This window comes from Modestobacter sp. VKM Ac-2977, assembly GCF_026968045.1.
Taxonomy (GTDB): domain Bacteria; phylum Actinomycetota; class Actinomycetes; order Mycobacteriales; family Geodermatophilaceae; genus Modestobacter.
Genome location: NZ_JAPVBQ010000002.1, coordinates 1,034,742 through 1,061,162, shown reverse-complemented (window position 1 = coordinate 1,061,162; position 26,421 = coordinate 1,034,742). Strand labels below are relative to the sequence as shown.

Genomic DNA, 26,421 nt, shown 5'->3' with positions numbered 1-26,421 from the left:
ATGCGTCACAGCCTGTACGAGGCCGACCACGACGACTTCCGGAGCAGCGTCCGGGCCTTCTGCGAGAAGGAGGTCGCGCCGTTCCACGACGACTGGGAACGCGCCGGCATCGTGCCGCGAGAGCTGTGGACGACGGCCGGCGCGCAGGGGCTGCTGGGCATCGGGGTGGACGAGCGGTACGGCGGCGGCGGGGTGCGCGACTTCCGCTGGTCCTGCGTGCTGAGCGAGGAGCTCGTCCGGATCGGCGCCAGCGGCGTGGGCTTCGGGCTGCACAACGACGTCGTCGGCCCCTACCTGCAGGACCTCGCCACCGAGGAGCAGAAGCAGCGCTGGCTGCCCGGCTTCTGCACCGGTGAGCTGATCACCGCGATCGCGATGACCGAGCCCGCCGCCGGCAGCGACCTGCAGGGCATCGGCACCACCGCCCGCCGGGACGGCGAGCACTGGGTGCTCAACGGCTCGAAGACCTTCATCACCAACGGCATCAACGCCGACCTGGTCATCGTCGTGGCGCGCACCGATCCTGACGCGCCGGGGTCCAAGGGCCTCAGCCTGCTCGTCGTCGAGCGCGACATGGCCGGCTTCTCCCGGGGCCGGAACCTGGACAAGGTCGGGCTGAAGGCGCAGGACACCGCCGAGTTGTTCTTCGACGACGTCCGCGTGCCCGCCGCCAACCTGCTGGGCACCGAGGGGCGCGGCTTCGCCCACCTGATGCAGAACCTGCCGCAGGAGCGGCTGCACATCGCGGTCTCCGCGGTGGCCGCCGCCGAGACCGTGCTCGCGCTGACCGTCGAGTACGTCACCACCCGGACGGCGTTCGGCCGGCCCGTCGGGTCCTTTCAGAACTCCCGCTTCGTCCTCGCCGAGCTGCAGACGGAGGTGACGATTGCGCGGACCTTCGTCGACGAGTGCGTGCGCCAGCTCGACAGCGGCGACCTCACCGCGACCGATGCCGCGATGGCCAAGTGGTGGACGACGGAGCTGCAGAACAAGGTCGCCGACCGGTGCCTGCAGCTGCACGGCGGCTACGGCTACATGAGCGAGTACCGGGTCTCCAAGGCCTGGCGGGACGCTCGGGTGCAGTCGATCTACGGCGGGACCAACGAGATCATGAAGGAGATCGTGGGGCGTTCGATGGGGCTCTGACGACGTTGCCACCCACCGGAACCCCGGTTGTGTGGTGGCTCAGCCGGTCCCTAGGTTCGGCCCCGTCTCGGGGGACATCGGGGTCACCCCGGGCGCGACACAGGAGTCGCACATGAGACCGCACCGCACTCGACGCCTGCGTGCCGGCGTCGCCCTCGTCGCCGCGGCGGCGGTCGTCACCGGCGGGGCCACCCCGGCGCTCGCCTCGCCGGGCACCGACCGGCACGCAGACGGCAACGGCCACCGCAACGGCAACGGGCACGGCCACGACCGTGGCCACCAGGACCGCATCGCGCAGCAGGTGGCCGCCCTGGTGGCCCAGCTGACCGTCCCGGAGAAGTTCGGGCTGCTCGGGGGGACCACCGGCAGCAACGGTGCCGCCGGCGCCCTGGGCGGGGTCCCGCGACTGGGCATCCCGACCCTCGACATGGCCGACGGGCCCTCGGGCGTCCGTGCCGCGGAGCCGGCGACCGCGCTGCCGGCCCCGGTCGCGCTGGGGGCGACGTTCTCCCCGGAGCTGGCCGCCGCGTACGGCGGGGTGCTCGGTCAGGAGGCCGATGCGCTGGGCATGGAGGTGCTGCTCGGCCCGATGATGAACCTGGTCCGCACCCCCTACGCCGGCCGGAACTTCGAGACGCTGAGCGAGGACCCGCTCCTCACCGCCTCCCTCGCGGCCCCGCAGGTCTCCGGCATCCAGGACCACGGCGTCATCGCCACGGCCAAGCACTTCGCGGCGAACAACCAGGAACTGGGCCGCGCCGGCCTGGACGTCCTGGTCGACGAGAAGACCCTCCACGAGACGGAGCTGGCCGGCTTCGAGGCGGTCGTCGACGCCGGGATCGGCGCGGTCATGTGCGCCTACAACCAGGTCGAGTCCGTCCAGGCGTGCCAGAACTCCGAGCTCCTCACCGAGGTGCTGCGCGAGCAGTGGGGCTTCGACGGCTTCGTCATGACCGACTGGTTCGCCATCCACGGGCCCGAGGCCCTGGTGGCCGGGCTGGACGTGGAGATGCCCCGGCCGATGGCGTTCCCCGAGCTGGCCCAGGACGTCGACGGCGACGGGCAGGTGACCGAGCGCGACCTGTCCGAGCCGGTCGCGGCCGCGCTGGACCGGGCGGTCACCGGCGTGCTGACCGCGATGGCCGAGGTCGGGCTGCTCGACGGCGTGGGGGAGGACCCCGAGCGTGCGGTCGAGGAGAACGCCGCGGTGGCCCGGCAGGTGGCGACGGAGGGCGCCGTCCTGCTGCGCAACGAGCAGGGCGCTCTCCCGCTGTCCGACGAGGCGCTGGGCGGTCTCGCGGTGGTCGGGCCCACGGCGGCCACCCCGTTGATCGGCGGCGGCGGCAGCGCCCGGGTCAACCCCGACGCCGGCGCGGTCGACAGCACCGTCGAGGTGCTCGAGGCCGGCGGCGCGGACGTCACCTGGGCGACCGGTGAGGACCTCGAGGGCGAGCTTGTGCCCGGCGCGGTGCTGGGCAGCGGCGACCCGCTGGAACTCACCGGCGAGGCCGCCCTCACCGGGGAGTTCAGCGAGGACGTCACCGTCACCGCCCCCGAGGCCGGCACGTACACGTTCCACCTGCAGACCACCGGGCCCGGCGCCGAGGTGAACCTGGGCGAGGAGCAGGTGGCCTCCACCCAGAACCGGTTCGGTGCGCTGGGCGGCAGCCTCATCCCCACCGCTGACGGCTTCATCAACGACAGCTGGACCGTCGAGCTGGCGGCCGGCGAGCAGGTCGCCTTCACGGTGAGCGGCACCGGCACGGTCGAGGCGCCGGTGCAGCTCCGCCTGCACTGGACGACCCCGCAGCTGCGTCAGCAGCGGATCGACGAGGCCGTCTCCGCGGCGGAGGCGGCGCACACCGCGGTGGTCTTCGGCTACAACGAGGGCACCGAGGGGGAGGACCGGGCGTCGCTGGCGCTGCCCGGGTTCCAGGACGAGGTCATCGCCGCCGTGGCGGCGGCGAACCCGCGCACGGTGGTCGTGCTGAACACCGGCGACCCGGTGCTCATGCCGTGGCTGGACGACGTCTCGGCGGTGCTGCAGATGTGGTACCCGGGTCAGGAGGGCGCCGAGGCGACCGTCGACCTGCTCACCGGTGTGGCCGGCCCGGCCGGCAAGCTCCCGCAGACGTACCCGGCCGACCCGGCCCGGACGCCGGTCAGCGACCCGGCGAACTACCCGGGCGTCGACCTCGACGGGGACGGGGTGCCCGACCAGCAGACCTACAGCGAGGGCACGGACGTCGGGTACCGCTGGTACGCCGCCACCGGGACCGACCCGTTGTTCGCCTTCGGGCACGGGCTGTCGTACACGTCGTTCGACTACTCCCGGCTGCGCACCCACATCGGCCGGGACGGCGTGGAGGTGTCCTTCGTGCTCACCAACACCGGGTCGCGGACCGGCACCGAGGTGCCGCAGGTGTACCTGGGCGCCGGCACCGCGGCCGGCACGCCGACGCTCCAGCTGGCCGGCTTCGACCGGGTGACGCTGGAGCCGGGCGAGCGGCAGCGGGTGACGATCGAGGTCGACGAGCGCCAGCTCTCGGTGTGGGACGCCGAGGACGACCGGTGGGAGCGCGCCTGCGGCGTCCGTCCGGTGCTCGTCGGCTCGGCCTCGGACGACGTGCGCCTGACGGACTCGGTGCGCGTCCGCTGAGCCGATCGGCCCGCCGGTGACCCCACACCGGCGGGCCGTCGACCGGTCGATCAGCGGCGACGGTCGGGCACACTCACCCGGTGACCCGACCGTCGCTGTCCCTCCCCGACCAGGCCGTCGTCCAGCGCCGCACGCTGGGGGTGCTCTCGGCGGGGGTGGCCCTCGGCGGGCTGGGCGTGACGATCGGCATCACGGTCGGGGGGCTGCTCGCCCGGGACGTCGCCGGGAGCGACGCCGCCGCCGGGCTGGGGCAGACGGCGAGCGTCCTGGGTGCTGCGCTGATCGCCGTCCCGCTGGCTCAGGTCAGCGACCGGTACGGCCGACGCGTCGGGCTGTCCCTGGGCTACGGGGTCGCGGGCGTCGGCTCCCTGGTCGTCGTCGCGGCCGCGGCGTCGTCCTCCCTGCTCCTCCTGCTCGTCGGCCTCTTCCTGTTCGGGGCCGCCACCACCAGCGGGCTGCAGGCCCGCTACGCCGCGGCCGACCTGGCTGAGCCCGAACACCGTGGCCGCTCGCTGTCTCTGGTCGTGTGGGCCACCACGATCGGCTCGGTGCTCGGGCCCAACCTGGCCGGCCCTGCCGACGACCTGGGGCGCGCGCTCGGGCTGCCTGCGCTGGGTGGGGCGTTCGTGCTCTCCATCGCGGTGTTCGCGGTCGTCGTCCTCGGGGTGCTCGCGCTGCTCCGCCCGGACCCGCTGCTGCTGGCCCGGCAGCTCACCGCGGCCAACCGCCCGGCCGGGCCGGCGCCGCTGCGGTCGGGTTCGGCGGCGGCGCTGCGCGCGGTGTGGGCGACCCCCGGTGGGCGGCTCGGGCTGACCGCCGTCGTCGTCTCGCACGCGGTGATGGTCGGGCTGATGGTGATGACCCCGGTGCACATGGGCGCCGGCCACTCCGGGGCCGACGGGACGACGCTGCGGGTGATCGGCCTGGTCATCAGCGTGCACGTGGCCGGGATGTACCTGTTCTCCCCGGTGGTCGGCTGGCTCGCCGACCGGGCCGGGCGGGCGGCGACGGTCGCGCTGGGTGGGGTGCTGCTCCTGCTGGCCGCCGTGGTCGCGGGCACGGCGCCCCCGGGGGCCGCCCTCCAGCTCGGCGTCGGGTTGTTCCTGCTCGGGCTGGGCTGGTCCTGCGGGCTGGTGGCCGGGTCGACCCTGGTCACCGAGTCCGTGTCCGCCGAGGTCCGCCCGTCGGCGCAGGGCGCGACCGACCTGCTCATGGGCCTGGGGGCAGCCGTGGCCGGCGCGGTGGGTGGCCCGTTGCTCGCGCTCGGCGGCTTCGGACTGGTGGCGGCGGTGTCCGCAGCGCTCATCGGCCCGCTGCTGGTGGTCTGGGTGCGGGCCCGCCCTCGGCTCAGCGCCGGTTGAGGTAGTCGCGGGCCAGCAGGACCAGGAGTGCGACCAAGGCGCCGACGATGGCGATCTGCAGGATCAGGTCCCAGGTGGGGGAGCCGGTGCTGGGGACCATGCGACGAGGGTAGAGGCCGCGGCCCGGGGCCGGTGGTGCCCGGCGCGCGGGCTGCCGGCGGGTGGGTACCGTCGTGGCGTGCGGCTGCAGGAGTTCCGGTCCCGGATGGAGCGCCAGTTCGGTGCGATCCGTGCGCAGAGCGTCGCCAGCGACCACGTCTTCGGTCCGCTGGGCGGGCGCACCGCCGCAGAGGCGATCGAGGCGGGCGTGCCGGTGCGCACGGTCTGGCTGGAGATCTGCAAGGAGTACGACGTCCCGCCGAAGGAACGCTGAGCCGTCCCGCCGGAGGAACGCTGAGCTGCTGGTCCGCGGAGCGGACGTCGAGCCTCCGGCGGGACGCGTGCTCAGCCCGCGAGGACCGAGCGGACGTGCTCGGCGAGCGAGGTGGTCGGCCGGCCGATGAGCGCCGACAGTGCGGTGCTCCCGGTCTCCAGGGCGCCCTGGGCGATCGACTGGTCGAGGCCGACGACGAACTCGGCGGTCTCCTGCGGCAGGCCCTGCCCGAGCAGGAACTGCACGTGCTCCTCGGCGGACAGGTCGCGGTAGGTGACCTCCCGGCCCGTCTCTGCGGCGACGGCGGCGGCCAGGTCGGCGAGCGCGAAGGGCTGGTCCCCGCCCAGCTCCACGACGCCCGGCTCCGGCTCCGCCGCGGTCAGGACGGCGACCGCGCCGGCTGCGAAGTCGGCGCGCGTCGCCGCGGCGATCCGACCCGCCCCCGAGCTGCCGACGACCTCGCCGGTCGCAGCGGCCGTCGTGATCGGCTGGTCGTAGTTCTCCAGGTACCAGTTGTTGCGCAACACCACGGCCGGGAGCCCGGCCTCGGCGATCAGCTGCTCGGTGGCGGCGTGCTCGGGGGCCAGGGGGAGGGGGGTGTCGTCGACCTTCGGCGCGCTGGTGTAGACGACCAGCGCGACGCCTGCGGCCCGGGCCGCCTGCAGCACGTTGCCGTGCTGGGTCACCCGCTGGCCCACCTCGCTGCCGGAGACCAGCAGCAGCCGGTCGGTGCCCTGCAGGGCGGTCTGCAGGCTCGCCGGGTCGCCGTACTCGGCATGGCGGACCTGCACGCCACGGGCGGCCAGGTCGCTGGCCCTCCCCGGGGTGCGGACGACGGCCACGACCTCGCCGGCGGGCACCCCGGCGTCCAGCAGTCCGGTGACGACGAGCCGGCCGAGATGGCCGCTGGCTCCGGTGACGGTGATCAAGGGGACTCCTCCGAGTGCTTCCTGCACGGTAGGCACTTACGAAAAGTGAGTGCCAGCTCGTCGGACGGTACTCTGGTGGCGTGCGCGAGGTGGCTGGGGGTGCGGTGGAGCAGACGGTCGAGCAGCTGGTGGCCGACGTCTTCCGGCGCGCCTGCACCTCCCGCGAGGCGCTGGAGCACGTGACCGGCAAGTGGTCGCTGCTGGCGCTGTCGGCCCTGGCCGAGTCCCCGCACCGGTTCGGTGAGCTGCGCCGCCGGGTCGAGGGCGTGAGCGAGCGGATGCTGGCGCAGAGCCTGCAGACCCTCGAGCGGGACGGCTGGGTGCACCGCGAGGTGCGGTCGGCGATCCCCCCGCACGTGGAGTACCGGCTGACCGAGGACGGCGTCGCCCTCGTGCCGCACCTGCTGGCGCTCATCTCCTTCGTCGAAGGTCGGATGCCGGCCGTGCACGCGGCCCGGGCCCTCGCCGACGAGGTCCGTCCGCCGCGCTGACCGGGCTGTCCCGGTGGACGCCGAGGGGTGCTGGACGGCACGACGCGCCGATCCGGCGTGTCACTGGATTCGAACAGGTGTTCGGCATACGGTGTCGTCCACAGGTCCGGTGTCCGTCCACAGATGCACCCGGTCCGCGGAAAGTGTCAGACCCCCGCCCTAGCGTCGGCGACGACCCGCTACAGCGACATCCGAAGGTGGCCACCATGGCAACGCTCGACCGCGACAAGGCCCTCGACATGGCCCTCGCCCAGATCGACAAGCAGTTCGGCAAGGGCTCCGTCATGCGCCTGGGCGACTCGCCCGAGGTCGCCATGAAGGTCATCCCGACCGGCTCCGTCGCCCTCGACATCGCCCTCGGCGTCGGCGGCCTGCCCCGTGGCCGCGTCGTCGAGGTGTACGGCCCCGAGGCCTCCGGCAAGACGACGGTCGCCCTGCACGCGGTGGCCAACGCCCAGGCGGCCGGCGGCATCGTCGCCTTCATCGACGCCGAGCACGCCCTCGACCCGGACTACGCCCGGGCGATCGGGGTCGACACCGACGCACTGCTGATCAGCCAGCCCGACACCGGTGAGCAGGCGCTGGAGATCGCCGACATGCTGATCCGTTCCGGCGCGCTCGACCTCATCGTCGTCGACTCGGTGGCGGCTCTGGTGCCCCGCGCCGAGATCGAGGGCGAGATGGGCGACAGCCACGTCGGCCTGCAGGCCCGGCTGATGAGCCAGGCGCTGCGCAAGATCACCGGTGCGCTCAGCAACTCCGGCACGACCTGCATCTTCATCAACCAGCTGCGCGAGAAGGTCGGCGTGGTCTACGGCTCCCCGGAGGTCACCACCGGTGGTCGGGCGCTGAAGTTCTACGCCTCGGTGCGGCTCGACATCCGCCGGATCGAGACCCTCAAGCAGGGCACCGACGCGGTCGGCAGCCGGGTGCGGGTGAAGGTCGTCAAGAACAAGGTGGCCGCCCCGTTCAAGCAGGCCGAGCTCGACCTCATCTGGGGTCATGGCTTCAGCCGCGAGGGCGGGCTCATCGACATGGGTGTGGAGCAGGGCTTCGTCCGCAAGTCCGGCGCTTGGTACACCTACGAGGGCGACCAGCTCGGTCAGGGCAAGGAGAACGCCCGCACCTTCCTGCGGGACAACCCCGACCTCGCCGACGAGATCGAGCGGAAGATCAAGGAGAAGCTCGGCATCGGGGTCGTGGCGGCGGCCGAGGCCCCGGCGGCCGCACCGGCCGACTTCTGACCCCGCCGGTGTCGGACGCACTGTTCGAGGACGGGCCGGGCAGCGAGGGCTCCGGGGGCGACGTCGTACCGGCCGGTGACAGAGGTCGCCGGTCCGGTTCGCGTCGCCCCGGGGCCAGCAGTGCCCGGCGCGGTCCCGACTCGTCCGATTCGACTGGGTCGGGCGGGCGCCGGGAACGCAGCGGTCGCAGCTCGGGGCCCCAGTGGAGTCGCCGCCCGGCTGACGCCGAAGAGTCCGGTGACCCAGTCGAGATGGAGGACCCCGAGGCGGTCGCCCGGGGGATCTGTCTGCGGGCGCTGACCGGGACGGCGAAGACCCGCAAGCAACTGGCCGACCTGTTGGCCAAGAAGGACGTCCCCGACGAGGCGGCGGCTGCGGTGCTCGACCGGTTCACCGAGGTCGGGCTCATCGACGACGCCGCCTTCGCAGCCGCCTGGGTCTCCACCCGGCAGTCCGGTCGTGGGCTGGCCCGGCGGGCGCTCAGTGCCGAGCTGCGGGCCAAGGGGGTCGACGGGGAGGTGGCCGCGGCTGCCGTCGCGGAGGTCGACCCGCAGGACGAGTGGGACTCCGCCCGGCGGCTGGTCGAGCGGAAGCTCCCCTCGATGCGCCGGCTCGACCGGGTCACCGCGGAGCGGCGCCTGATCGGCATGCTCGCCCGCAAGGGCTACGGCGGCGGGCTGGCCGGCTACGTGGTGCGCGAGGCCCTCGACGGCCGCGACGTCGACGAGCTGTCCGACGGCCCGGCCGGTACAGCGGCCGCAGCGCCCGCTGGGCCGGGAGACCGGTCCGAGCTCATCGAGGCGTCCAGTGACCCGGACCCGGATCTCGCCGCCCCGGTGCCGTGGTCACGCGAGCGATCGGCGGCCCGTGCTGCTGCCCGCGCTCGCGCCGCCGGTGGCGAGGAGGCGGACATGGGCGGCGAGGTGGGGGAGGGGTTGGCCCGGCCGATCGGCCGGTTGCGACCGCCACCCGGCTCCGTGCCGGTCGACGACCTGCCCTGAGGGGCTGGGCGGGCGTTCACGCACCCGTTCTCCGAACGCAGATCAGCCGATGCGAGGAGCCTCGCATCGGCTGATCTGCGTTCTCCGAGCCTCGGTCCCGCGCCGGGGCAGCGTGGACCGCCGGCGCCCCTGGGCAGGAGAGCCAGACGATCAGTGGCCCTGGCTGCCGCTCAGCGGTTCAACCAGGCGGAGATGTCGATGGCCACGCCGTCGGCGGCCTCCTCGTCCGGCATCAGCCACCGCCGGCTGCGCTCCTGCCCGGCCCGCAGCCACAGCTCGATCGCGGTGTCGAACTGCGACATGGTGACCTCCTTGCCCGCCACCGAGCTGGACGGCCCCAAGAAGGTCACGTCGGACTCCTGGCCACCGGCGTACAGCAGCACCACCCGGCAGCGAGAGCGACGGTGCCGGGCCGGCGGCACGGCCTCTCGGACGATCGCCGACTCCGCTCCGGAGGCGGCGGCGAACCGGCGTGCGCTGGCACGGAGCTTGCTCACGAAGATCTGGGTGGTGGTGGCCAGGTCGTCGTCCTCGTCGAGATCCAGGTGCATGTGGCGCGGAGCGGCGGCAGTCGAGGTCACACTCCCAGTCTCGGCAGGACGGAGGGTCGGAGGCACCGGCGCAATGTGCCAAGCCGGGGAAGGCCAGAGGGCAGGCGTCCGGACCACCGGTAGCGGTGCGCCGGGTGGGACCGCAGGGACGTGCGGGGGCCCGGTCGCGCCCGGCTGGCGCAACTGTCGAGCCGGGCGGCAGGTCCCACACGCACCAGCCCCCGGCGTCCTGAGTGTGGACGCCGGGGGCTGGTGCGTGCGTGCGGGACGGGGCTCGGCTCAGCTGCCGGGACCGCCCGCTGCGCCGGTGACCGACGGCGTGTTCGCCGGCACGACGGCGTTCCGGCTCGCCGTGGTGGTGGAGCTGCTGCGCCGTTCCACCAGCTTGGCCAGCTGGGAGAGCAGCACGTTGACGATGATGTAGATCAGCCCGGCGCCCACGTACAGCTGGAACGTGTACTGGTTGCCGAACTGCGGGATGAAGAACTCGACCAGGCTGCGGGCCTGCCGGAGCAGCTCGAAGTAGCCGATGATGAAACCGAGCGAGCTGTCCTTGAGCAGCACGACCAGCTGGGCGATGAGCACCGGCAGCATGCGGCGCACCGCCTGGGGAAGCAACACCAGCGTCATCACCTGGGACTTCCGCAGGCCGATGCCGAAGGCCGCTTCCCGCTGGCCCTTGTCGATAGACAGGATCCCGGCCCGGAAGATCTCGGCCAGCACCGCCATGTTGTAGAGCACCAGCCCGCCGGTCAGCGCCGCGTAGGCGCTCAGCCGGATGCCGAAGCTCGGCAGGATGAAGAACAGCGCGAAGATCACCACGAGCAGCGGGATCGCGCGGAAGAACTCGATCACCGTGGTCACCGGGATCCGGACCCAGCGGTGGTCCGACAGCCGGCCCGCTGCCAGCAGCAGCCCGAGGAGGGTCGCGAAGACCATGCCGACGAACGCGACCTTCAGCGTGCGGAGCAGGGCCTCCGCGAGGGCCTGGGGCACGCCGCTGCCGGGGTCGAAGAGCACCGCCCAGCGCTGCGGGTCGAGCTGGTCGTTGCCGGCCAGGCGGACGAGGACGAAGCCGACGATCGCCAGCACGACGAGCGCGCCGATGGCCGTGCCGATGCGGATGCGCGCCCGGGCCTTGGGGCCCGGCACGTCGAACAGGACGGGGGCGCTCATCGCAGGATCGCCACCCGTCGCTCGACCCGGCTGATCGCGTAGGCGGAGGGCAGCGTGATGAGCATGTAGCCGACGACGACGGCCACCAGGACGAGCAACAGCTCCCCGGCGTTGGCGTTGGACAGTCGCTGCATGGACGCGGTCAGCTCCGAGACGGCGAAGCCCGCGGCGATCGAGGTGTTCTTGACCATGGCGATCCAGACGTTGCCCAGCGGCGGCACGACCGAGCGGAAGGCCTGCGGCAGCACCACCTCGCGCAGCGACTGGCCGAAGGTGAGCCCGATGGCGCGTGAGGCCTCGGCCTGGCCGGCGGAGACGGCGTTGATGCCTGAACGGACGGCCTCACAGACGAAGGCCGCGGTGTAGAAGCCGACCGCCAGCACCGATCCGGTGAAGAAGCCGACCGCGAAGTCGATCTGCGGCAGCCCGAAGATGATGAAGAAGAAGACCACCGTGAGCGGGGTGTTGCGGAAGGTCTCCACGTAGAACGTGGACAGCCCGCGCAGCGGGGGGATGGGGCTGACCCGGAAGGCCGCCAGCAGGGTGCCCAGGACCAGGGCCAGCACGCCGGCGAGCAGGGACAGGCTCAGCGTCGTGAGGAAGGCGTCCCACAGCAGCGGGAAGCTGTCGATCAGGAACTGCACTGCGCCTCCTCTCGAGGCCGCGGGTGACGTGGAGCTGCCGGGCGGTGACGAACCGCCCGGCAGCTCCTACGAGATGGGTCAGTAGCGGTCGACGTCCGGCGGCTCGGGGGCGTCGGTGCCGCTGATCGCCCCGGCGGTCTCGTTCCAGGCCTCGGCCCAGGCGCCGGACTCGTACGCCTCTACCAGGGTGTCGTTGATGAACGCCCGGAACTCGTCGTCACCCTTGGGGATGCCGATGCCGTAGGGCTCCTGGGTGAAGGGGTTGCCCACCAGGTCGAACTGGTCCGGGCTGCCGGCGACGATCCCGGTGAGGATGACGTTGTCCGTGGTGACGGCGTCGACCTGGCCGTTGGCCAGAGCGTCGGCGCACTTGGAGTAGACGTCGAACAGCGTCAGCTGCGCCTCGGGGTAGTTGGTGCGGATCTCCTCCGCGGGCGTGGAGCCCTCGACCGAGCAGACGTTCTTGCCGGCGAGGTCCTCGGGGCCCTCGATGCCCAGCGGGTTGCCCTCGGCGACCATGATGTCCTGGCCGGCCTCGTAGTACGGGCCGGCGAAGTCGATCTGCTCCTTGCGGTCGTCGTTGATCGTGTACGTGGCGACGACCATGTCGACCTCGTCGTTCATGATGAACGACTCGCGGTTGGCCGAGACCGTCTCGGTCCAGGTGATGTCCTCCGGAGCGATGCCGAGCTCGGCAGCGACGATCTTGGCGATCTCGACGTCGAAGCCCTCCGGCACGCCCGAGGGGTTGCGCAGCCCGAACCCGGGCTGGTCGAACTTCGTGCCGACGGTCATCGAGCCGGCCTCGGCGAGCTCGGCCATCGTCGTCCCGGCCTCGAAGTCGACCTCCTCCGCGAGCTCGGGGGCCTCGGCAGCCTCCTCGACGGCGTCGCCGGCCTCGCTGGAGCAGCCGGTCAGGACGATGCCTGCGGCCGCGACGGCGGCCGCGTAGCGGGTGATGCGCATGGAGGGTCCTCTCGTGGATGTGCGGGTGGTCAGTGGTTCAGGATCTTGGAGAGGAAGTCCTTGGCCCGGTCGGAGCTCGGGTTGGTGAAGAACTCCTCCGGGGTCGCGGACTCGACGATGCGGCCGCCGTCCATGAACACGACGCGGTTGGCCGCCCGGCGGGCGAAGCCCATCTCGTGGGTGACCACGATCATCGTCATCCCGTCCTGGGCGAGTCCGACCATCACCTCGAGGACCTCGTTGATCATCTCCGGGTCCAGGGCCGACGTCGGCTCGTCGAAGAGCATCACCTTCGGGTCCATCGCCAGCGCCCGGGCGATCGCCACGCGCTGCTGCTGGCCACCGGAGAGCTGGGCGGGCACCTTGTCGGCCTGGGCCCCGACGCCGACCCGGTCGAGCAGCTCACGGGCCCGCTTCTCGGCGTCGGCCTTCGACTGCTTGCGCACCTTGATCGGGCCGAGCGTCACGTTCTCCAGCACCGTCTTGTGGGCGAAGAGGTTGAAGCTCTGGAACACCATGCCGACGTCGGCGCGCAGCCGAGCCAGTTCCTTGCCCTCGGCAGGCAGCTGCTGGCCGTCGATGGTGATCTCACCGTTCTCGATCGACTCGAGTCGGTTGATCGTGCGGCACAGCGTCGACTTGCCCGAGCCGGAGGGTCCGATGACGACGACCACCTCGCCGCGGTCGATCGTCAGGTCGATGTCCTGCAGGACGTGCAGTTCGCCGAACCACTTGTCGACACCGGACATGCGGACGAGAGGGTCTCCGGTCGGGCGTTCGGTCACAGCGGGTGACCCTAGGTGGCTCGCACCCCGGGAACGTCGCGAAGGCATCACGAAGCTGTAACGAAGCTCCGGAGGAGCCCGGAGTTCACCCGGTCAGGGTCCTGCCGGTCACCAACCGGAGTCGTCGCCGTGCACCGGGTGCGGCTCGCGCCCCCGTACGATCCCGGTGGTGAACGGCAAGACCTACCTCGTGCGCACCTACGGCTGTCAGATGAACGTGCACGACTCCGAGCGGCTCTCCGGCCTGCTCGAGTCGGCCGGGTACATCGCAGCCCCCGACGGCACCGACGCCGACGTCGTCGTGCTCAACACCTGCGCCGTCCGGGAGAACGCCGACAACCGGCTCTACGGCAACCTCGGGCACCTGCGCCCGGTCAAGGACGCCCACCCCGGCATGCAGATCGCCGTCGGCGGCTGCCTGGCGCAGAAGGACCGCGGCGAGATCGTCAAGCGCGCGCCCTGGGTCGACGTCGTCTTCGGCACCCACAACGTCGGCTCGCTGCCGGTGCTGCTGGAGCGGGCTCGGCACAACGCCGAGGCGCAGGTGGAGATCGTCGAGTCGCTGGAGGTCTTCCCCTCCACGCTGCCGGCCAAGCGGGACTCGGCCCACTCCGGCTGGGTGTCGATCAGCGTCGGGTGCAACAACACCTGCACGTTCTGCATCGTCCCGGCGCTGCGCGGCAAGGAGAAGGACCGCCGTCCGGGCGAGATCCTGGCCGAGGTGCAGGCGCTGGTCGACCAGGGCGTGCTCGAGGTGACCCTGCTCGGGCAGAACGTGAACGCCTACGGCGTCGAGTTCCGCGAGCGCGGCGCCTTCGCCGACCTGCTGCGCGCGACGGGGCGGATCGAGGGACTGGAGCGGGTCCGCTTCACCAGCCCGCACCCGCGGGAGTTCACCGACGACGTCATCGCCGCGATGGCCGAGACGCCGGTGGTCTGCCACCAGCTGCACATGCCGCTGCAGAGCGGTTCGGACGACGTGCTGCGCCGGATGCGCCGCGGCTACCGGCAGGACCGCTACCTCGGGATCATCGACCGGGTGCGGGCTGCCATGCCCGACGCCGCGATCACCACCGACATCATCGTCGGCTTCCCGGGCGAGACCGAGGCGGACTTCTCCCAGACCCTCGACGTCGTCCGGCAGGCCCGCTTCTCCAGCGCCTTCACCTTCCAGTACTCGAAGCGGCCGGGCACCCCGGCCGCGGAGATGGACGGGCAGCTGCCCAAGGAGGTCGTCCAGGAGCGCTACCTGCGGCTGACCGCCCTGCAGGAGGAGATCAGCTGGGCGGAGAACCGGGCGCTCGTCGGCCGGCCGGTCGAGCTGCTCGTCGCCGCAGGGGAGGGGAGCAAGGACGCTGCCCGCGGCCGGCTCTCCGGCCGGGCCCGGGATGGCCGGCTGGTGCACTTCACCGCCGCCGACGGCGTCCGGGCCGGGGACGTCGTGGAGACGGTCGTGACGGCTGCGAAGCCGCACTTCCTGGTCGCCGACGGCGCGCTGGTCTCCCATCGGCGCACCCGGGCCGGCGACGCCAGCGAGGCCGGCACCCGCCCGACCACCCCCGGTGTGCTGCTCGGCATGCCGCAGATCGGCAAGCCCCCCGTCGTACCGGACCCCGCGCCCGCCTGCGCCCCGGCCTGACGACAGCGAGGGCCCGCCACCCACCGGGGTGACGGGCCCTCGCTCAGCCCCGTCCGGACGAGGACGGGGTCCTGCCTCAGGCGGAGGCGGGGTGCAGCAGCACCTTGGTCCAGCCCTCGTCACGGTCGTCGAAGTGCTGGTAGCCCTCGACGGCCTGGTCCAGGCCGAGTTCGTGGCTGGTGATCAGGCCGGGGTTGGCCTTGCCGTCGACGATCAGGTCGCGCAGCTGCCGGTTGTACCGCTTCACCGGCGCCTGCCCGGTGCCCATCGACTGGCCCTTGGTGAAGAAGGTGCCGAACTGCCAGGGGATGCGCCCCTCCTGGCTCAGCTCGCTGCTCGCGCCCGGGTCCGCGGGCATGTAGACGCCGACGACGCCGATGCCGCCGGTGGAGCGGACGACCTGGGTGAGGTTGTCCAGCACCAGCTCCGGGTGCTCCTCGCCGCTGGAGTCGTGCGCCTGGTAGCCGACCGCCTCGACGCCACGGTCGACACCGCGCCCACCCGTGGCGTCCAGGATCTGTGCCACCGGGTCACCGGCGCTGAAGTCGATCGGGGTGGCGCCGTACTTCTCCGCCAGCGCCAGCCGGTCGGTCTCCTTGTCGACGAGGAAGACCTCCGAGGCGCCGCGGATCATGGCGCTGTGCGCGGCCATCAGCCCGACCGGGCCGCCACCGAAGACCGCCACCCGGTCACCGACCTGGAAACCGGACAGCTCCACGCCGTGCCAGCCGGTGGGGAAGATGTCCGACAGCATGGTGAAGTCGTTCTCGTGCTCGGTGCCCTCGGGCAGGTGCAGCAGGTTGAAGTCCGCCCACGGGACCCGCAGGTACTCCGCCTGCCCGCCGTCGTAGGGGCCCATGTTGGCGTAGCCGTAGGCCGCGCCGTCCATCCCCTCGGTGGGATTCGCGCGCAGGCAGAACGACGTCCAGCCCTCGGTGCAGTTGCGGCAGGTGCCGCAGGCGATGTTGAAGGGGACCGAGACGCGGTCCCCGACCTTGATCCGGTCGACGCCGGAGCCGACCTCCTGGACGACGCCCATGTTCTCGTGGCCGAGGACCTTGCCCTCCTCGACGGGGGTCCGGCCCTCGTACATGTGCAGGTCGGAGCCGCAGATGTTCGTGGTGGTGACTCGGATGACCACGTCGGTGGGCGCCTGGATCGTGGCGTCCGGCACCTCCTCGACGGCGACGTTCTTCGGGCCTCGGTAGACAACTGCCTTCATGGCGGGCTCCTCTGTCTCGACAGGTGGTGTGGATCCCAGACCGGGCCGGCGGGGGCGCGGATGGCGGCCCCGGGGGAGGGACGGCGGCTCGCGAGCAGGGCTGGCGGTGCCGCCGTCACGGGCAGGACCCGGTCGAGGACACACCTACCCGACCGATCGGGCGCTACACGAATGCACGCAACGCGATACGAGACAGGGCCCGTCCGGAACGATCGGACGGGCCCTGTCTCGTACCTGGCCCCGGGCGGGGCCCTCGCTCAACGGCGGGAGGAGGCCTTCTCCGCCTCGGCCAGCCACTCCCGGCGGGTGGCCAGGGCGGCCTCGGCCTCGCCGATGCGCTTCGCGTTGCCGGCGGCCTGGGCCTTCGCCAGCTGGTCCTCGGCCTTGGTCACCGCCGCCCGCATCGAGGTCAACAGCGGGTTCTCCGGCTGGACCCGGGGACGGGTGGACTCACTCGCGCCGCGGAACTTCTCCTCGACGGTGCGCATCCGGTCCTCGAGGTCGCGCATGGCGCCGCGGGGCACGTGCCCGATGGCGTCGTAGCGCTCCTGGATCTTGCGCAGTGCGTTCTGGTTGCCCTTGTTGGCCGGGTCGAGCTTCTCCGCCTCGGCGAGCAGCTCCTCCTTGGCCTTCTGGTTCGCCACCTCGTCGCTGCTGCGTGCCTGGTCGTTGGCGGTACGGGCGGCGAAGAACACGTCCTGGGCGGCGCGGAACTTCTTCCACAGGTCGTCGTCGGTGTCCCGGCCGACCCGCGGCACGGCCTTCCAGCGGTCCATCAGCCCGCGCATCGCCGCGCTGGTGGGGCCCCACTCGGTGGAGCTGGACAGCCGCTCGGCCTCGGCGATCAGCTCGCTCTTGGCCGCCCGCGACTCACCACGCTGCTTGTCCAGCTCCGCGAAGTGGGCGCCACGGCGGCGACCGAAGGCGTCCCGCGCGGCCGCGAAGCGCTGCCACAGCGCCTCGTCGGTCTTGCGGTCGATGCCCTTGATCTTCTTCCACTCCTCGACGATCGCCTTGAGCCGGTCGCCGGCGGCCTTCCACTGGGTGGAGTCCGCGGCGATCTGCTCCGCCTCGGCGGCGAGCGCCTCCTTGCGCTGGACCTGCACCGCGCGCTGTGCGGCCTTCTCGGCCCGGTTCGCCGCCACGGCGGTGTCGGCCATGCTGACCATCGCCCGGGCGCGGGCGGACAGGCTGTCCAGGTCGCCGACCGCCTGGGCGAGCGGGATCGAGTCGGCGAGCTCCTGGGCCTTGGTGCGGATCTCCCCCGGGTTGCCCGTGTGCGCGGCCAGCCGCGCCTCGAGCAGGGTGACCTCGGTGGCCAGGTCGTCGAAGCGGCGGCCGTAGTGGGCCAGGCCCTCGGCCGGGGCGCCGGCCTGCCAGGAGCCGACGGTGCGCTCGCCGGTGGCGGTGCGCACGTAGACCGTGCCCTCCTCGTCGACCCGGCCCCAGGCGGACGGGTCGGAGGCGGGCATGGCCGGGATGACGGTCGGGACGTCGGCCGGCGCCGGGCTGCTGGCGGTGCTGGACGGCGCGGGGGAGGGGGAGGGGGTCGGCCGTGGGGCGGACGCAGGGTCGTCGCCGGTCGGTGCGTCGCCGGTCGGCGCGTCGGTGGCCGGGAGGTCGGTGGAGAGGTCGGTGGTGGGGGCGTCGCTGGTCGGGTCGGCGACCGCGGCATCGGCCGGGGAGGCTGCTGCCGGGGTGCCCGCCTCGGGGGTGACGGCCGCGGAGGCGGTGTCATCGGGCTGCGCAGCCGGGGGCTCTGCGGTCCCGGGTTCGTCGACGACGGGGCCGCTGCCGTCGGGCTGCGCGTCCGCCGGGACGGCGGCGCCCGGGGTCGCGGCCAGTGGCCCCTCGTCGGCCGACGTCACCTCGACGACCGCACCCTCAGGGCGCTCCTCGGGGGCGGCGGTGGCCTGCTGGGTCCGGTCTCCGGTGTTCTCCGTGCTCGACACGTGAGCAGTCTCCCACGATGCATCCGCGACACTCCCTGGCGTGAGACCTCCTCCTCCGGTGACCGTGGCCTTCTGCCCGCAGTCACCCCTGTTGCTCCCCGCGGTCGCCGGTGCCCCGAGCTACGCACTGTCGGTGCTGCGCGCCGCCGTCTCCACTGCCGTGCAGACCGTCCTGGAGCACCAGCCGGAGGTGGTGGTGGTCGTGGGGGAGGGCGCCGACGGCCTCCGGTTCGGTCCCGGTGACGCCGGTGACCTGCGCGGGTTCGGCATCGACCTGGAGGTCCCGTTCGCCGGCCGGGTGCGGCCCGGCGGGCACCGCGTCCCGCTGCCGCACCTGGTGGCCGCCTGGCTGCTGGACCGCGCAGGGCACACCGGCGGCCGGCTCGGGGTGGGGCCCGCCGACCTCGCCGCTGCACTGGCCGACCTGCCCGGTCCCGTGGGGGTGCTGGCGATGGGGGACGGGTCGGCCCGGCGCACCGAGAAGGCACCCGGTGCGTTCGACGCCGCTGCTGGCCCGTTCGACGCCGCGGTCGCCGCTGCGCTCCGGACCGGGGACACCACCGCCCTGGCCGCCCTGGACCCCGCCGCGGCACGGCGACTGCTCGCCGCCGGGACCCCGGTGTGGCGGGCGGTCGGCGCCGCGCTGAGCGGGCGCGTCGTCACCGCCGAGCTGCACCACGACGACGCCCCGTTCGGTGTGGGCTACCCCGTTGCCACCTGGCAGGCCCGGTGAGCGCCGTGGACGGCGGCGGGCCGGCCGTCATCGCCGTCGTCGGCCCGACCGCCACCGGCAAGACCGCGCTGGCCGTCGCGCTGGCGCACCGGCTGGCCCGGTCCGGCGCCGGGGGCGAGGTGGTCAACGCCGACTCCATGCAGCTCTACCGGGGCATGGACATCGGCACCGCCAAGCCGACCGAGGCCGAACGCGACGGCGTGCCGCACCACCTGCTGGACCTGTGGCACGTGCGGGAGCCGGCCTCGGTGGCCGAGTACCGGCAGCGCGCCCGCGCCGAGGTCGACCGGCTCCGCGCCGCGGGCGTCGTCCCGCTGCTGGTCGGGGGCTCCGGGCTGTACGTGCGCGCGGTGCTGGACGAGCTGGACTTCCCCGGCACCGACCCGGTGGTGCGGGCCCGGCTGACCGGCGAGCTGGAGGACCAGGGCGCGGCGGTGCTGCACGCCCGGCTGGCGGCGCTGGACCCGGCCGCCGCGACCGCGATCCTGCCCAGCAACGGCCGGCGGGTGGTCCGGGCGCTGGAGGTCATCGAGCTGACCGGGCAGCCGTTCACCGCGACGCTGCCCGCCCCGCGACCGCACTACCCGGCGATCACGGTCGGGCTGGACCGGGCGCCCGACGAGCTCGACGACCGGGTGTCCCGCCGGGTCGACGCGATGTGGACCGCCGGCTTCGTCGAGGAGGTCGCTGCGCTCGCCGACGACGGGTTGCGCGAGGGGCCGACGGCGTCCCGTGCCCTCGGGTACGCGCAGGTGCTCCAGCAGTTCGACGGGGTGCTCACCGCGCAGCAGGCGCGCGAGCGGACGGTCACCACCACCCGCCGGTTCGTCCGCCGGCAGCGGTCCTGGTTCCGCCGCGACGCCGGCACGGTCTGGTTCGACGCGGCCCGGCCGGACCTGCTCGACGTCGTCCTCGCCCTGGTCGCCGACCGTACGATCGACCGGTGATCGACAGCTCCGGCCCGCGGGTCCTCCTCGGCCACGGCACCGAGAACGACTTCGTCGTCCTGCCCGACCCTGATGGGGACGTGTGGCCGGAGACGCGCCTGGACGCCGACCTGGTGCGCCGGCTCTGCGACCGCCGCGCGGGCCTGGGCGGGGACGGCGTGCTGCGGGTGGTCCGGAGCCGGCAGGTGCCCGACGCCCCCGGCGTGCTCGGCGCGGCGCTGGCCGACTGCGAGTGGTTCATGGACCACCGCAACGCCGACGGCTCGTACGCGGAGATGTGCGGCAACGGCATCCGGCTGTTCCTGCACGTGCTGCTGGCCGAGGGGCTGCTGGAGCGGGCAGTGGCCGAGGCCGGTGTCCTGGTCGGCACCCGGGGCGGTCCCCGCCGGGTGGGCGCCCGGCCCGACGGCGGCTACTGGGTCGACATGGGCCCGGCCGTGTCACTGGGCTACAGCGAGGCGCAGGTCGCGGGGACGCTGTACCCGGGGCTCGGGGTGTCGATGGGCAACCCGCACCTGGTCTGCCTGACCGGCGTCGAGGTCGACACCCTGGACCTGTCGGTGCTGCCCGGGGTCGACGACGCGATGTTCCCCGAGGGGGTCAACGTCGAGCTCGTGAACGTGCTCCCGCCCGAGGGCGCCTGCGCGCACGTCCGGCTGCGGGTCCACGAGCGCGGCGTGGGGGAGACCCGCTCCTGTGGCACCGGCGCCTGCGCTGCGGCGTTCGCCGCGCTGGCGGACGGCGGACGCGACACCGGGACGGTCCTCGTCGACGTGCCGGGCGGCCGGCTGTCGGTGCAGTTCGACGGGACGACGACGCTGCTCTCCGGCCCGGCCGTCGTCGTCGCCACCGGGACCCTCAGCCGGGAGTGGCTCGCCGGCTGAGGGTCCTGGCTGCGCAACCGCGGGTCAGGGACGGTCGGGCTCGTCGGCCCGCGTCTCCGGGTCGTCGGTGGGCGCCTCGGGCTTGTCGCCGGGCCCGACGTTCCCGGTGCCGCGTGGTTCGCCGCGGCCGGTGTCCTGGTCCGCGCCACCGAAGACGTTGCGCGGCGGGTCGAGGCCGGCGGGGTCGCGGCCTGGGTCGTCGAGCTCCTCGTCAGGGCTGGTCATCGTCGTCCTCTCGAGCGGTGGACCGTGCTCCGCCGCCCTACCCGGCGCCCGGCCGGCCAACCCGTCGGCTGCTCAGCCGGACCGCTCGGGATCGCTGCCGGCGGTCGGTGCCCGTGCCTCGGGCACGGTCGTCACCCCGCCGGCCGGGGTGTCCGGGCCGTCGGGCAGGTCACGCATCCGCAGCAGGGGGCTGGCCACCACCCAGCCGGCCGCGAGCAGCTGACCGGCCGCGGCGATCCACAGCGTCGGCAGCACGCCGAGCCAGGTGCCCAGGACGCCGCCGAGCAGCCCGCCCAGCGGCATGGTGCCGAAGACCAGGAAGCGCACCGACGCGTTCATCCGGCCCAGCAGCGCCGGCGGGCACAGCCGCTGCCGGAAGCTGACCTGGGTGATGTTGTAGACCACCACCGCCCAGCTGAAGCCGAACTGGCCGAGGGGCAGAAGGACCAGCGGAGCACCGGTGGCGGCCAGCGGCGTGAGCGCGGTGAACGGCACCATCACCATGATCGCCAGCGGGATCGCCCGACCCTCGCCGACGGTGCGGGCGAAGCGCGCGGCCGTCGCCGCGCCGACCAGGCCGCCCACCGCGCCGGCGGAGAAGACCAGGCCCAGCACGCTCTCGGACAGCTCGAGCCGGCGGAGCGCGTAGAGCACCAGCAGGGTCGTGGTGATCGTGGAGAACAGGTTCGACGTGCCGGTGCAGGCGACGATCCGGCGGAGCAGCGGCTGGCGGACGACGAAGGACAGCCCCTCGGCGATCTCGGTGCGCAGCGGTCGCCGTGCGGCCCGGTCGGGGACGGTGTCCGGTCGCTGGACCCGGCTGAGGAAGAACGCGGAGAGCAGGAAGGACGCCGCGTCCAGGGCGATGACCATCGGCGCGCTGAGCACCCGGAGCAGCACGCCGGTGATGCCGGGCCCGGCCACCTGGGCGACGGCCCGGCTGGCCTCCAGCTTGCCGTTGCCGTCGACCAGCTGGTCGCGGTCGACCAGGGCGGGCAGGTAGCTCTGGTAGGCGACGTCGAAGAAGACGGTCGCCGTGCCGGTCGCCGCCGCGACGACGAACAGCTGCCCGAGGGTGAGGACGTCGAGGAGGTACGCGATCGGCAGGGTCGCCAGCACCGCCGCGCGCACCAGGTCGGCGGTGACCAGCACCCGACGGCGCCGCCAGCGGTCGACCCAGGCACCGGCCGGGAGTCCGATGAGCAGGAAGGCGGCGGTCTCCAGGGCCGTCAGGACGCCCATCTCCAGCGGCGTCGCCTCCAGGAGCGAGACCGCCAGCACCGGCAGGGCCAGCAGGGTCACCTGGGTGCCCACCTGGCTGACCGTCTCCGCGGCCCAGAGCTGACGGAAGTCGTGGTGCCGCAGCAGGCTCCGGTCGCGGGTCACCGGCGCAGCCTCCCGCCACTGATCGGGGGAAGTCAATCACTGAGCCGTGTCGACGTCCTACGCTGCCGGGATGGACGAGCCGGAGGCCGGTGCGGGCGAGGCGGTGGTCGGTCCGGGTGAGCGGCGCTTCGTCGGGGAGCGCCGGCCGGCCACCGACGCCGAGGCGCGCGCCCTGGCCTCCGCCGTCCGGCTGCGGATCCTGCGGCTGTGCCTGGACGAGGCGCTGACCAACAAGGAGCTCGCCGCGCGGCTGGGCCGCAACCCGGCGACCGTGCTGCACCACGTCCGCACCCTCGTCGACACCGGCTTCCTGGTCGCCGAGAGCGCGCGGCGGGGCGCGCGGGGCGCCCGCGAGGTGCCCTACCGGGCGACCGGGAAGAGCTGGCTGATGGACGGCGCCGGCGCCTCGGGCGCCGCCCGGGACGCCGCGCTCGCCGCCTTCCTCGAGGAGGTCGCCGCGGTGGGGGAGAGCCACCTGGAGAGCACCCGGTTGGGGCTGCGGCTGGGTGCGGCGGACCTGGCCGAGTTCCGCGAACGGCTGCACCGGTTGCTGGACGAGTACGCCACCCGGCCGGCGGACCCGGGGGCAGAGCGCTGGTCGCTGTACCTCGGGATGCATCCGGAGGCCCGAGGTGTTGTACCGGGCGATGACAACAGGTGATGTGACAAGTCGGTCGCCCCAGGACCAGGGGCATGCCACGCTGGAGACGATGACGACAGCCCAGAACCGCGCGATCCTCGACGGAGCCGAAGCCCGCGTCGACAAGGCGCGCGCCAGCATGTCCGACACCAAGCCGGCACCGGCGGGTCAGTGGGACGCCGACGACGACACCACCGGCTCCTACGTCAAGGAGGAGCGCGGCGCACTCCGTCGGGTCGCGGGGCTCGGCACCGAGCTCACCGACGTCACCGAGGTCGAGTACCGGCAGCTCCGCCTGGAGCGGGTCGTCCTGGTCGGCGTCTGGACCGAGGGGACGGCGGCCGACGCGCAGCGTTCGCTGACCGAGCTCGCCGCGCTCGCCGAGACCGCCGGCTCCCAGGTGCTCGACGCGCTGATGCAGCGCCGGGACAAGCCGGACCCGGCCACCTATGTCGGCTCGGGCAAGGCCGCCGAGCTGCGCGAGGTCGTCGCCGCCACCGGCGCGGACACCGTGATCTGCGACGGGGAGCTGGCCCCGGGCCAGCTCAACCAGCTGGAGAAGGTGCTCAAGGTCAAGGTGGTCGACCGGACCGCCCTGATCCTGGACATCTTCGCCCAGCACGCCACCAGCCGGGAGGGCAAGGCCCAGGTCGAGCTGGCCCAGATGCAGTACATGCTGCCCCGGCTGCGTGGCTGGGGTGAGTCGCTGAGCCGGCAGGCCGGTGGCCGGGTCGCCGGCGGTGGCGGCATCGGCACCCGTGGTCCGGGTGAGACGAAGATCGAGACCGACCGCCGCCGGATCCGCTCCCGGGTGAGCAAGCTCCGCAAGGAGATCGCCGGGATGGCGACCGCCCGGACGACGCAGCGCAACTCCCGCGACCGCAACGCGACGCCGAGCGTGGCGATCGCCGGCTACACGAACGCCGGCAAGTCCAGCCTGCTCAACCAGCTCACCGGGGCCGGCGTGCTGGTCCAGGACGCGCTGTTCGCCACCCTGGACCCGACGGTCCGCCGCGCGCACACGCCCGAAGGGCGCGAGTACACGATGACCGACACGGTCGGCTTCGTGCGCCACCTGCCGCACCAGCTGGTCGACGCGTTCCGCTCCACCCTGGAGGAGGTGGCCGACGCCGACCTGCTCGTGCACGTCGTCGACGGTTCCGACTCCGACCCGCTGGGCCAGATCGACGCGGTGCACACGGTGCTCAACGAGATCGACGCGTCCGCCGTCCCGGAGCTGATCGTCGTGAACAAGGTCGATGCCATGACCGAGGAGGACATGCTGGCGCTGCGCCAGGCCCTCCCCGGGGCGATGTGGGTCTCGGCCCGGACGGGCGAGGGCATCGAGGCGCTGCGCGACGTGATCGCCCAGCGGCTGCCGCACCCGCACATCGACGTCGAGGTGCTCGTGCCCTACGACCGGGGCGACCTGGTCGCCCGGGTCCACCGGGACGGCGAGGTCGTCGAGGAGGCGCACGAGGCCACCGGGACCCGGCTGACCGCGCGCGTCGACGCCGGCCTGGCGGCCCAGCTCGACGGTTTCACCGCGCCGGCCACCGAGGACTGACGAAGGGTCCCGCTGCCGCTCGCACGATCGTGCCGGGCTCCGGCAGCGGGGCCAGCGGACAGCCCGGCGGATCACGAGCAGGTCACGGCCCCGGTACCGTGACGCGGTGACCAGGGGAGCGGTGGACCGGACGGCGCCCGCTGCCGATCGATCGGTCGCACCGGTGGTCGGGGTGGGCCGGCCGCCGTGGTGGCTGCTCGTCCTCGCCGCCCTCGTCACGGTCGGGGTCACCGTCAACCTGCTCAGCCGCGGGTGGCTGGAACGGATGGACCTGCGGGTCTCCGAGGTGACCAGTGTGTGGGCACTGCGGGACTCGTGGGCCTACTGGCCGATCTGGGTCGTCACCCAGATCGGCGGGCGGGTGACGATCCTGGTCGTGCTGGCCGTGCTGGTCGGGTGGCTCGCCGTGCGGCAGCGGACGCTGGTGCCGCTGGTCCGGGTGGTCGTCGCGCTGGCCCTGCTCACCACCGTGGTCTATGCGTTCAAGTGGGGCACCGGTCGTACGGCCCCGGCCTTCCCCGGGTCGTTCTTCCACGCGGACGGGGCCAGCTACCCCTCGGGGCACGTGGCGAACGCCGTCCTCATGTGGGGGGTGGCCCGGTGGCAGGCCGTCGAGTTCGGCCTGCCCGCGGGCGTGCAGCGGGCCACCTGGCTGCTCAGCGTGCTGGGGCCGGTGGCGACGGGTGTGGCCATGGTGGCGCTGGACTTCCACTGGGTCACCGACGCGGTGGTCGGGCTCTCGGTCGGACTGCTGCTGTTGGGCGTGGTTCACGCACTGGACGCTGTCGCGGTGTCACGCTGGGTTCGTGCCAGAGTCGGCCGATCCCAGGCGTAGCCGCGCCCCTCGCCGCAGGACGACGGCCGGCGCCGTCCTCTGCGCGCCCGTCGGCCTGCTGGTCGCGCTGCTGCCTGCCGGGTCGGCGGCCGCCGACGACGGGACCGCTCCCTACGGCGAGCCGACCACCCGGTGCGAGATCACCGACCCGCGGCTCCCGGAGCTCTCCGGCCTGGCCAGCGCCGGGGAGTCGATGCTCGCGATGAACGACGGCGGCGACCGCGCCGAGGTGCTGGTGCTCGACGGAGCCTGTGCGGTGGGTGAGGTGCGCACGGCGGAGGTCGACCCGTACGACCCCGAGGACCTCGCCCTCGCCGCCGACGGGACGATCTGGCTCGCCGACATCGGGGACAACGCGCAGAGCCGGGAGACGGTGGCGCTGATCGGTCTGCGCCCCGACGGGACCACCGTGCTGACCAGGCTCACCTACCCCGACGGTCCGCACGACGCGGAGGCCCTCCTGCTCGCGCCCGACGGCACCCCGTACCTGGTGACCAAGGAGGTGCTGGGCGCCAGCTCCGTGTACCGCCCGGATGCGCCCCTCGCCGACGGAGCCACCGTGCCGATGAGCAAGGTGGCGGCGCTCGGACTCACGTTGACCGGCACACCGGGCGGCCCGGTGGGCCGGGCCGGCCAGCTGCTGGTCACCGGCGGCGCCGTGTCGTCGGACGGCTCGCGGATCGCCCTGCGGACCTACACCGACGCCTATGTCTGGCCGCTGAGCGGCTCCGACGTCGTCGGGGCGTTGGCCGGGCCGCCGGTGCGGGTGGCGTTGCCGGAGGCCCCACAGGGCGAGGCCATCGCCTTCGCGGCGAACGACCGGGACCTGCTCGTCGCCGGCGAGGGACTCCCTGCGGTGGTCACCCAGGTGCCAGCCGCCGGTGACCTGACGGGGACGGCCCCGGCGGAGCCCACCGAGGCCGCCGACGGGTCGCTGGCAACCGCCGGTGGGGTCGAGCCGCTGACCGCCGGCCTCATCGCCGCGGCCGTCGCGACCGTGCTCGTGTGGGCCGGCGGCAAGCTCCGGCGCAGCCCGGCCTGAGCACGGGCCCGGCGCCCGTGCCC

General features: G+C 73.4%; 25 protein-coding genes. 15 read left to right on the top strand and 10 right to left on the bottom strand.

Annotated elements, in window-relative coordinates:
• The 4 genes from O2V63_RS12565 (at position 1) to O2V63_RS12550 (ending at position 5,539) form a co-directional block, all read left to right on the top strand.
• Complete coding sequence (locus O2V63_RS12565) at positions 1-1,146, top strand: acyl-CoA dehydrogenase family protein (protein ID WP_269163552.1); 1,146 nt, start codon at positions 1-3, stop codon at positions 1,144-1,146.
• A gap of 112 nt (positions 1,147-1,258) precedes the next feature.
• Entirely contained in the window at positions 1,259-3,805 is a 2,547-nt protein-coding gene (locus O2V63_RS12560) for a beta-glucosidase family protein (RefSeq protein WP_269167863.1), read from the top strand.
• A gap of 80 nt (positions 3,806-3,885) precedes the next feature.
• On the top strand, positions 3,886-5,166 hold the full coding sequence (locus O2V63_RS12555; protein WP_269167862.1) for an MFS transporter: 1,281 nt from the start codon (positions 3,886-3,888) through the stop codon (positions 5,164-5,166).
• Positions 5,167-5,344: 178 nt separating this feature from the next.
• Positions 5,345-5,539, top strand: coding sequence for a DUF3046 domain-containing protein (locus O2V63_RS12550; protein ID WP_036334075.1), 195 nt, complete (start codon positions 5,345-5,347; stop codon positions 5,537-5,539).
• A gap of 71 nt (positions 5,540-5,610) precedes the next feature.
• Here O2V63_RS12550 and O2V63_RS12545 read toward each other — a convergent pair whose 3' ends face one another.
• Positions 5,611-6,468: an NAD(P)H-binding protein gene (locus O2V63_RS12545; RefSeq protein WP_269167860.1), complete on the bottom strand. Its 858-nt coding sequence runs from the start codon at positions 6,466-6,468 to the stop codon at positions 5,611-5,613.
• Between the two features lie 80 nt (positions 6,469-6,548).
• Between O2V63_RS12545 and O2V63_RS12540 the strand changes: the two genes are divergently transcribed.
• From O2V63_RS12540 to O2V63_RS12530, 3 genes are all read left to right on the top strand, one after another.
• Positions 6,549-6,959: a winged helix-turn-helix transcriptional regulator gene (locus O2V63_RS12540; RefSeq protein ID WP_269167859.1), complete on the top strand. Its 411-nt coding sequence runs from the start codon at positions 6,549-6,551 to the stop codon at positions 6,957-6,959.
• A 206-nt stretch (positions 6,960-7,165) separates the two neighbouring features.
• Positions 7,166-8,203, top strand: a complete 1,038-nt coding sequence (gene recA / locus O2V63_RS12535) for a recombinase RecA (protein ID WP_269167857.1) — start codon at positions 7,166-7,168, stop codon at positions 8,201-8,203.
• 251 nt (positions 8,204-8,454) lie between these two features.
• A complete protein-coding gene (locus O2V63_RS12530) occupies positions 8,455-9,204 on the top strand; it encodes a regulatory protein RecX (protein ID WP_269167856.1) in 750 nt (249 codons plus the stop codon).
• 170 nt (positions 9,205-9,374) lie between these two features.
• Here O2V63_RS12530 and O2V63_RS12525 read toward each other — a convergent pair whose 3' ends face one another.
• From O2V63_RS12525 to O2V63_RS12505, 5 genes are all read right to left on the bottom strand, one after another.
• The gene (locus tag O2V63_RS12525) at positions 9,375-9,785 is read right to left on the bottom strand and encodes a hypothetical protein (protein ID WP_269167855.1); all 411 of its coding nucleotides are present in this window, start codon (positions 9,783-9,785) and stop codon (positions 9,375-9,377) included.
• A gap of 249 nt (positions 9,786-10,034) precedes the next feature.
• Complete coding sequence (locus O2V63_RS12520) at positions 10,035-10,931, bottom strand: amino acid ABC transporter permease (protein ID WP_269167854.1); 897 nt, start codon at positions 10,929-10,931, stop codon at positions 10,035-10,037.
• Complete coding sequence (locus tag O2V63_RS12515; RefSeq protein ID WP_269167853.1) at positions 10,928-11,575, bottom strand: amino acid ABC transporter permease; 648 nt, start codon at positions 11,573-11,575, stop codon at positions 10,928-10,930. The genes O2V63_RS12520 and O2V63_RS12515 overlap by 4 nt, the downstream gene beginning before the upstream one ends.
• A 78-nt stretch (positions 11,576-11,653) precedes the next feature.
• Positions 11,654-12,541 carry a glutamate ABC transporter substrate-binding protein gene (locus tag O2V63_RS12510; RefSeq protein WP_269167852.1) on the bottom strand — a complete coding sequence of 296 codons (888 nt, stop codon included), beginning with the start codon at positions 12,539-12,541 and terminating at the stop codon, positions 11,654-11,656.
• A gap of 29 nt (positions 12,542-12,570) precedes the next feature.
• Positions 12,571-13,290, bottom strand: a complete 720-nt coding sequence (locus tag O2V63_RS12505; RefSeq protein WP_269167851.1) for an amino acid ABC transporter ATP-binding protein — start codon at positions 13,288-13,290, stop codon at positions 12,571-12,573.
• A gap of 205 nt (positions 13,291-13,495) precedes the next feature.
• On the opposite strand from O2V63_RS12505, the gene miaB reads away from it, so the two are divergent.
• Entirely contained in the window at positions 13,496-14,965 is a 1,470-nt protein-coding gene (gene miaB, locus O2V63_RS12500; RefSeq protein WP_269167850.1) for a tRNA (N6-isopentenyl adenosine(37)-C2)-methylthiotransferase MiaB, read from the top strand.
• A gap of 76 nt (positions 14,966-15,041) precedes the next feature.
• Here the strand turns inward: miaB and O2V63_RS12495 are convergent, their stop codons facing one another.
• Positions 15,042-16,187 (bottom strand): glutathione-independent formaldehyde dehydrogenase, encoded by a 1,146-nt coding sequence (locus O2V63_RS12495; protein WP_269167849.1) that lies wholly within the window; start codon positions 16,185-16,187, stop codon positions 15,042-15,044.
• Positions 16,188-16,444: 257 nt separating this feature from the next.
• Complete coding sequence (locus O2V63_RS12490) at positions 16,445-18,139, bottom strand: DUF349 domain-containing protein (RefSeq protein WP_269167848.1); 1,695 nt, start codon at positions 18,137-18,139, stop codon at positions 16,445-16,447.
• A gap of 40 nt (positions 18,140-18,179) precedes the next feature.
• On the opposite strand from O2V63_RS12490, the gene O2V63_RS12485 reads away from it, so the two are divergent.
• From O2V63_RS12485 to dapF, 3 genes are read left to right on the top strand one after another with little or no spacing between them, the layout of a single operon-like run.
• Entirely contained in the window at positions 18,180-18,872 is a 693-nt protein-coding gene (locus O2V63_RS12485; RefSeq protein WP_269167847.1) for a hypothetical protein, read from the top strand.
• Positions 18,869-19,819, top strand: coding sequence for a tRNA (adenosine(37)-N6)-dimethylallyltransferase MiaA (gene miaA / locus O2V63_RS12480; protein ID WP_269167846.1), 951 nt, complete (start codon positions 18,869-18,871; stop codon positions 19,817-19,819). Before O2V63_RS12485 ends, miaA begins: the two co-directional genes overlap by 4 nt.
• A complete protein-coding gene (dapF, locus tag O2V63_RS12475) occupies positions 19,816-20,703 on the top strand; it encodes a diaminopimelate epimerase (protein WP_269167845.1) in 888 nt (295 codons plus the stop codon). The genes miaA and dapF overlap by 4 nt, the downstream gene beginning before the upstream one ends.
• A gap of 24 nt (positions 20,704-20,727) precedes the next feature.
• On the opposite strand, the gene O2V63_RS12470 is transcribed toward dapF, so the two are convergent.
• Both O2V63_RS12470 and O2V63_RS12465 read right to left on the bottom strand, forming a co-directional pair.
• Complete coding sequence (locus O2V63_RS12470) at positions 20,728-20,928, bottom strand: hypothetical protein (RefSeq protein WP_036334088.1); 201 nt, start codon at positions 20,926-20,928, stop codon at positions 20,728-20,730.
• Positions 20,929-21,000: 72 nt separating this feature from the next.
• Positions 21,001-22,314, bottom strand: a complete 1,314-nt coding sequence (locus O2V63_RS12465; protein ID WP_269167844.1) for an MFS transporter — start codon at positions 22,312-22,314, stop codon at positions 21,001-21,003.
• A gap of 70 nt (positions 22,315-22,384) precedes the next feature.
• On the opposite strand from O2V63_RS12465, the gene O2V63_RS12460 reads away from it, so the two are divergent.
• The 4 genes from O2V63_RS12460 to O2V63_RS12445 all read left to right on the top strand — a co-directional run bounded on the left by O2V63_RS12460 (position 22,385) and on the right by O2V63_RS12445 (position 26,398).
• Positions 22,385-22,975, top strand: coding sequence for an ArsR/SmtB family transcription factor (locus tag O2V63_RS12460; protein ID WP_269167843.1), 591 nt, complete (start codon positions 22,385-22,387; stop codon positions 22,973-22,975).
• A 49-nt stretch (positions 22,976-23,024) separates the two neighbouring features.
• Positions 23,025-24,521, top strand: coding sequence for a GTPase HflX (hflX, locus tag O2V63_RS12455; RefSeq protein WP_269167842.1), 1,497 nt, complete (start codon positions 23,025-23,027; stop codon positions 24,519-24,521).
• A 106-nt stretch (positions 24,522-24,627) separates the two neighbouring features.
• The gene (locus O2V63_RS12450) at positions 24,628-25,356 is read left to right on the top strand and encodes a phosphatase PAP2 family protein (RefSeq protein ID WP_269167841.1); all 729 of its coding nucleotides are present in this window, start codon (positions 24,628-24,630) and stop codon (positions 25,354-25,356) included.
• On the top strand, positions 25,328-26,398 hold the full coding sequence (locus O2V63_RS12445; protein ID WP_269167840.1) for a hypothetical protein: 1,071 nt from the start codon (positions 25,328-25,330) through the stop codon (positions 26,396-26,398). Before O2V63_RS12450 ends, O2V63_RS12445 begins: the two co-directional genes overlap by 29 nt.
• Positions 26,399-26,421: the final 23 nt, after the last annotated feature.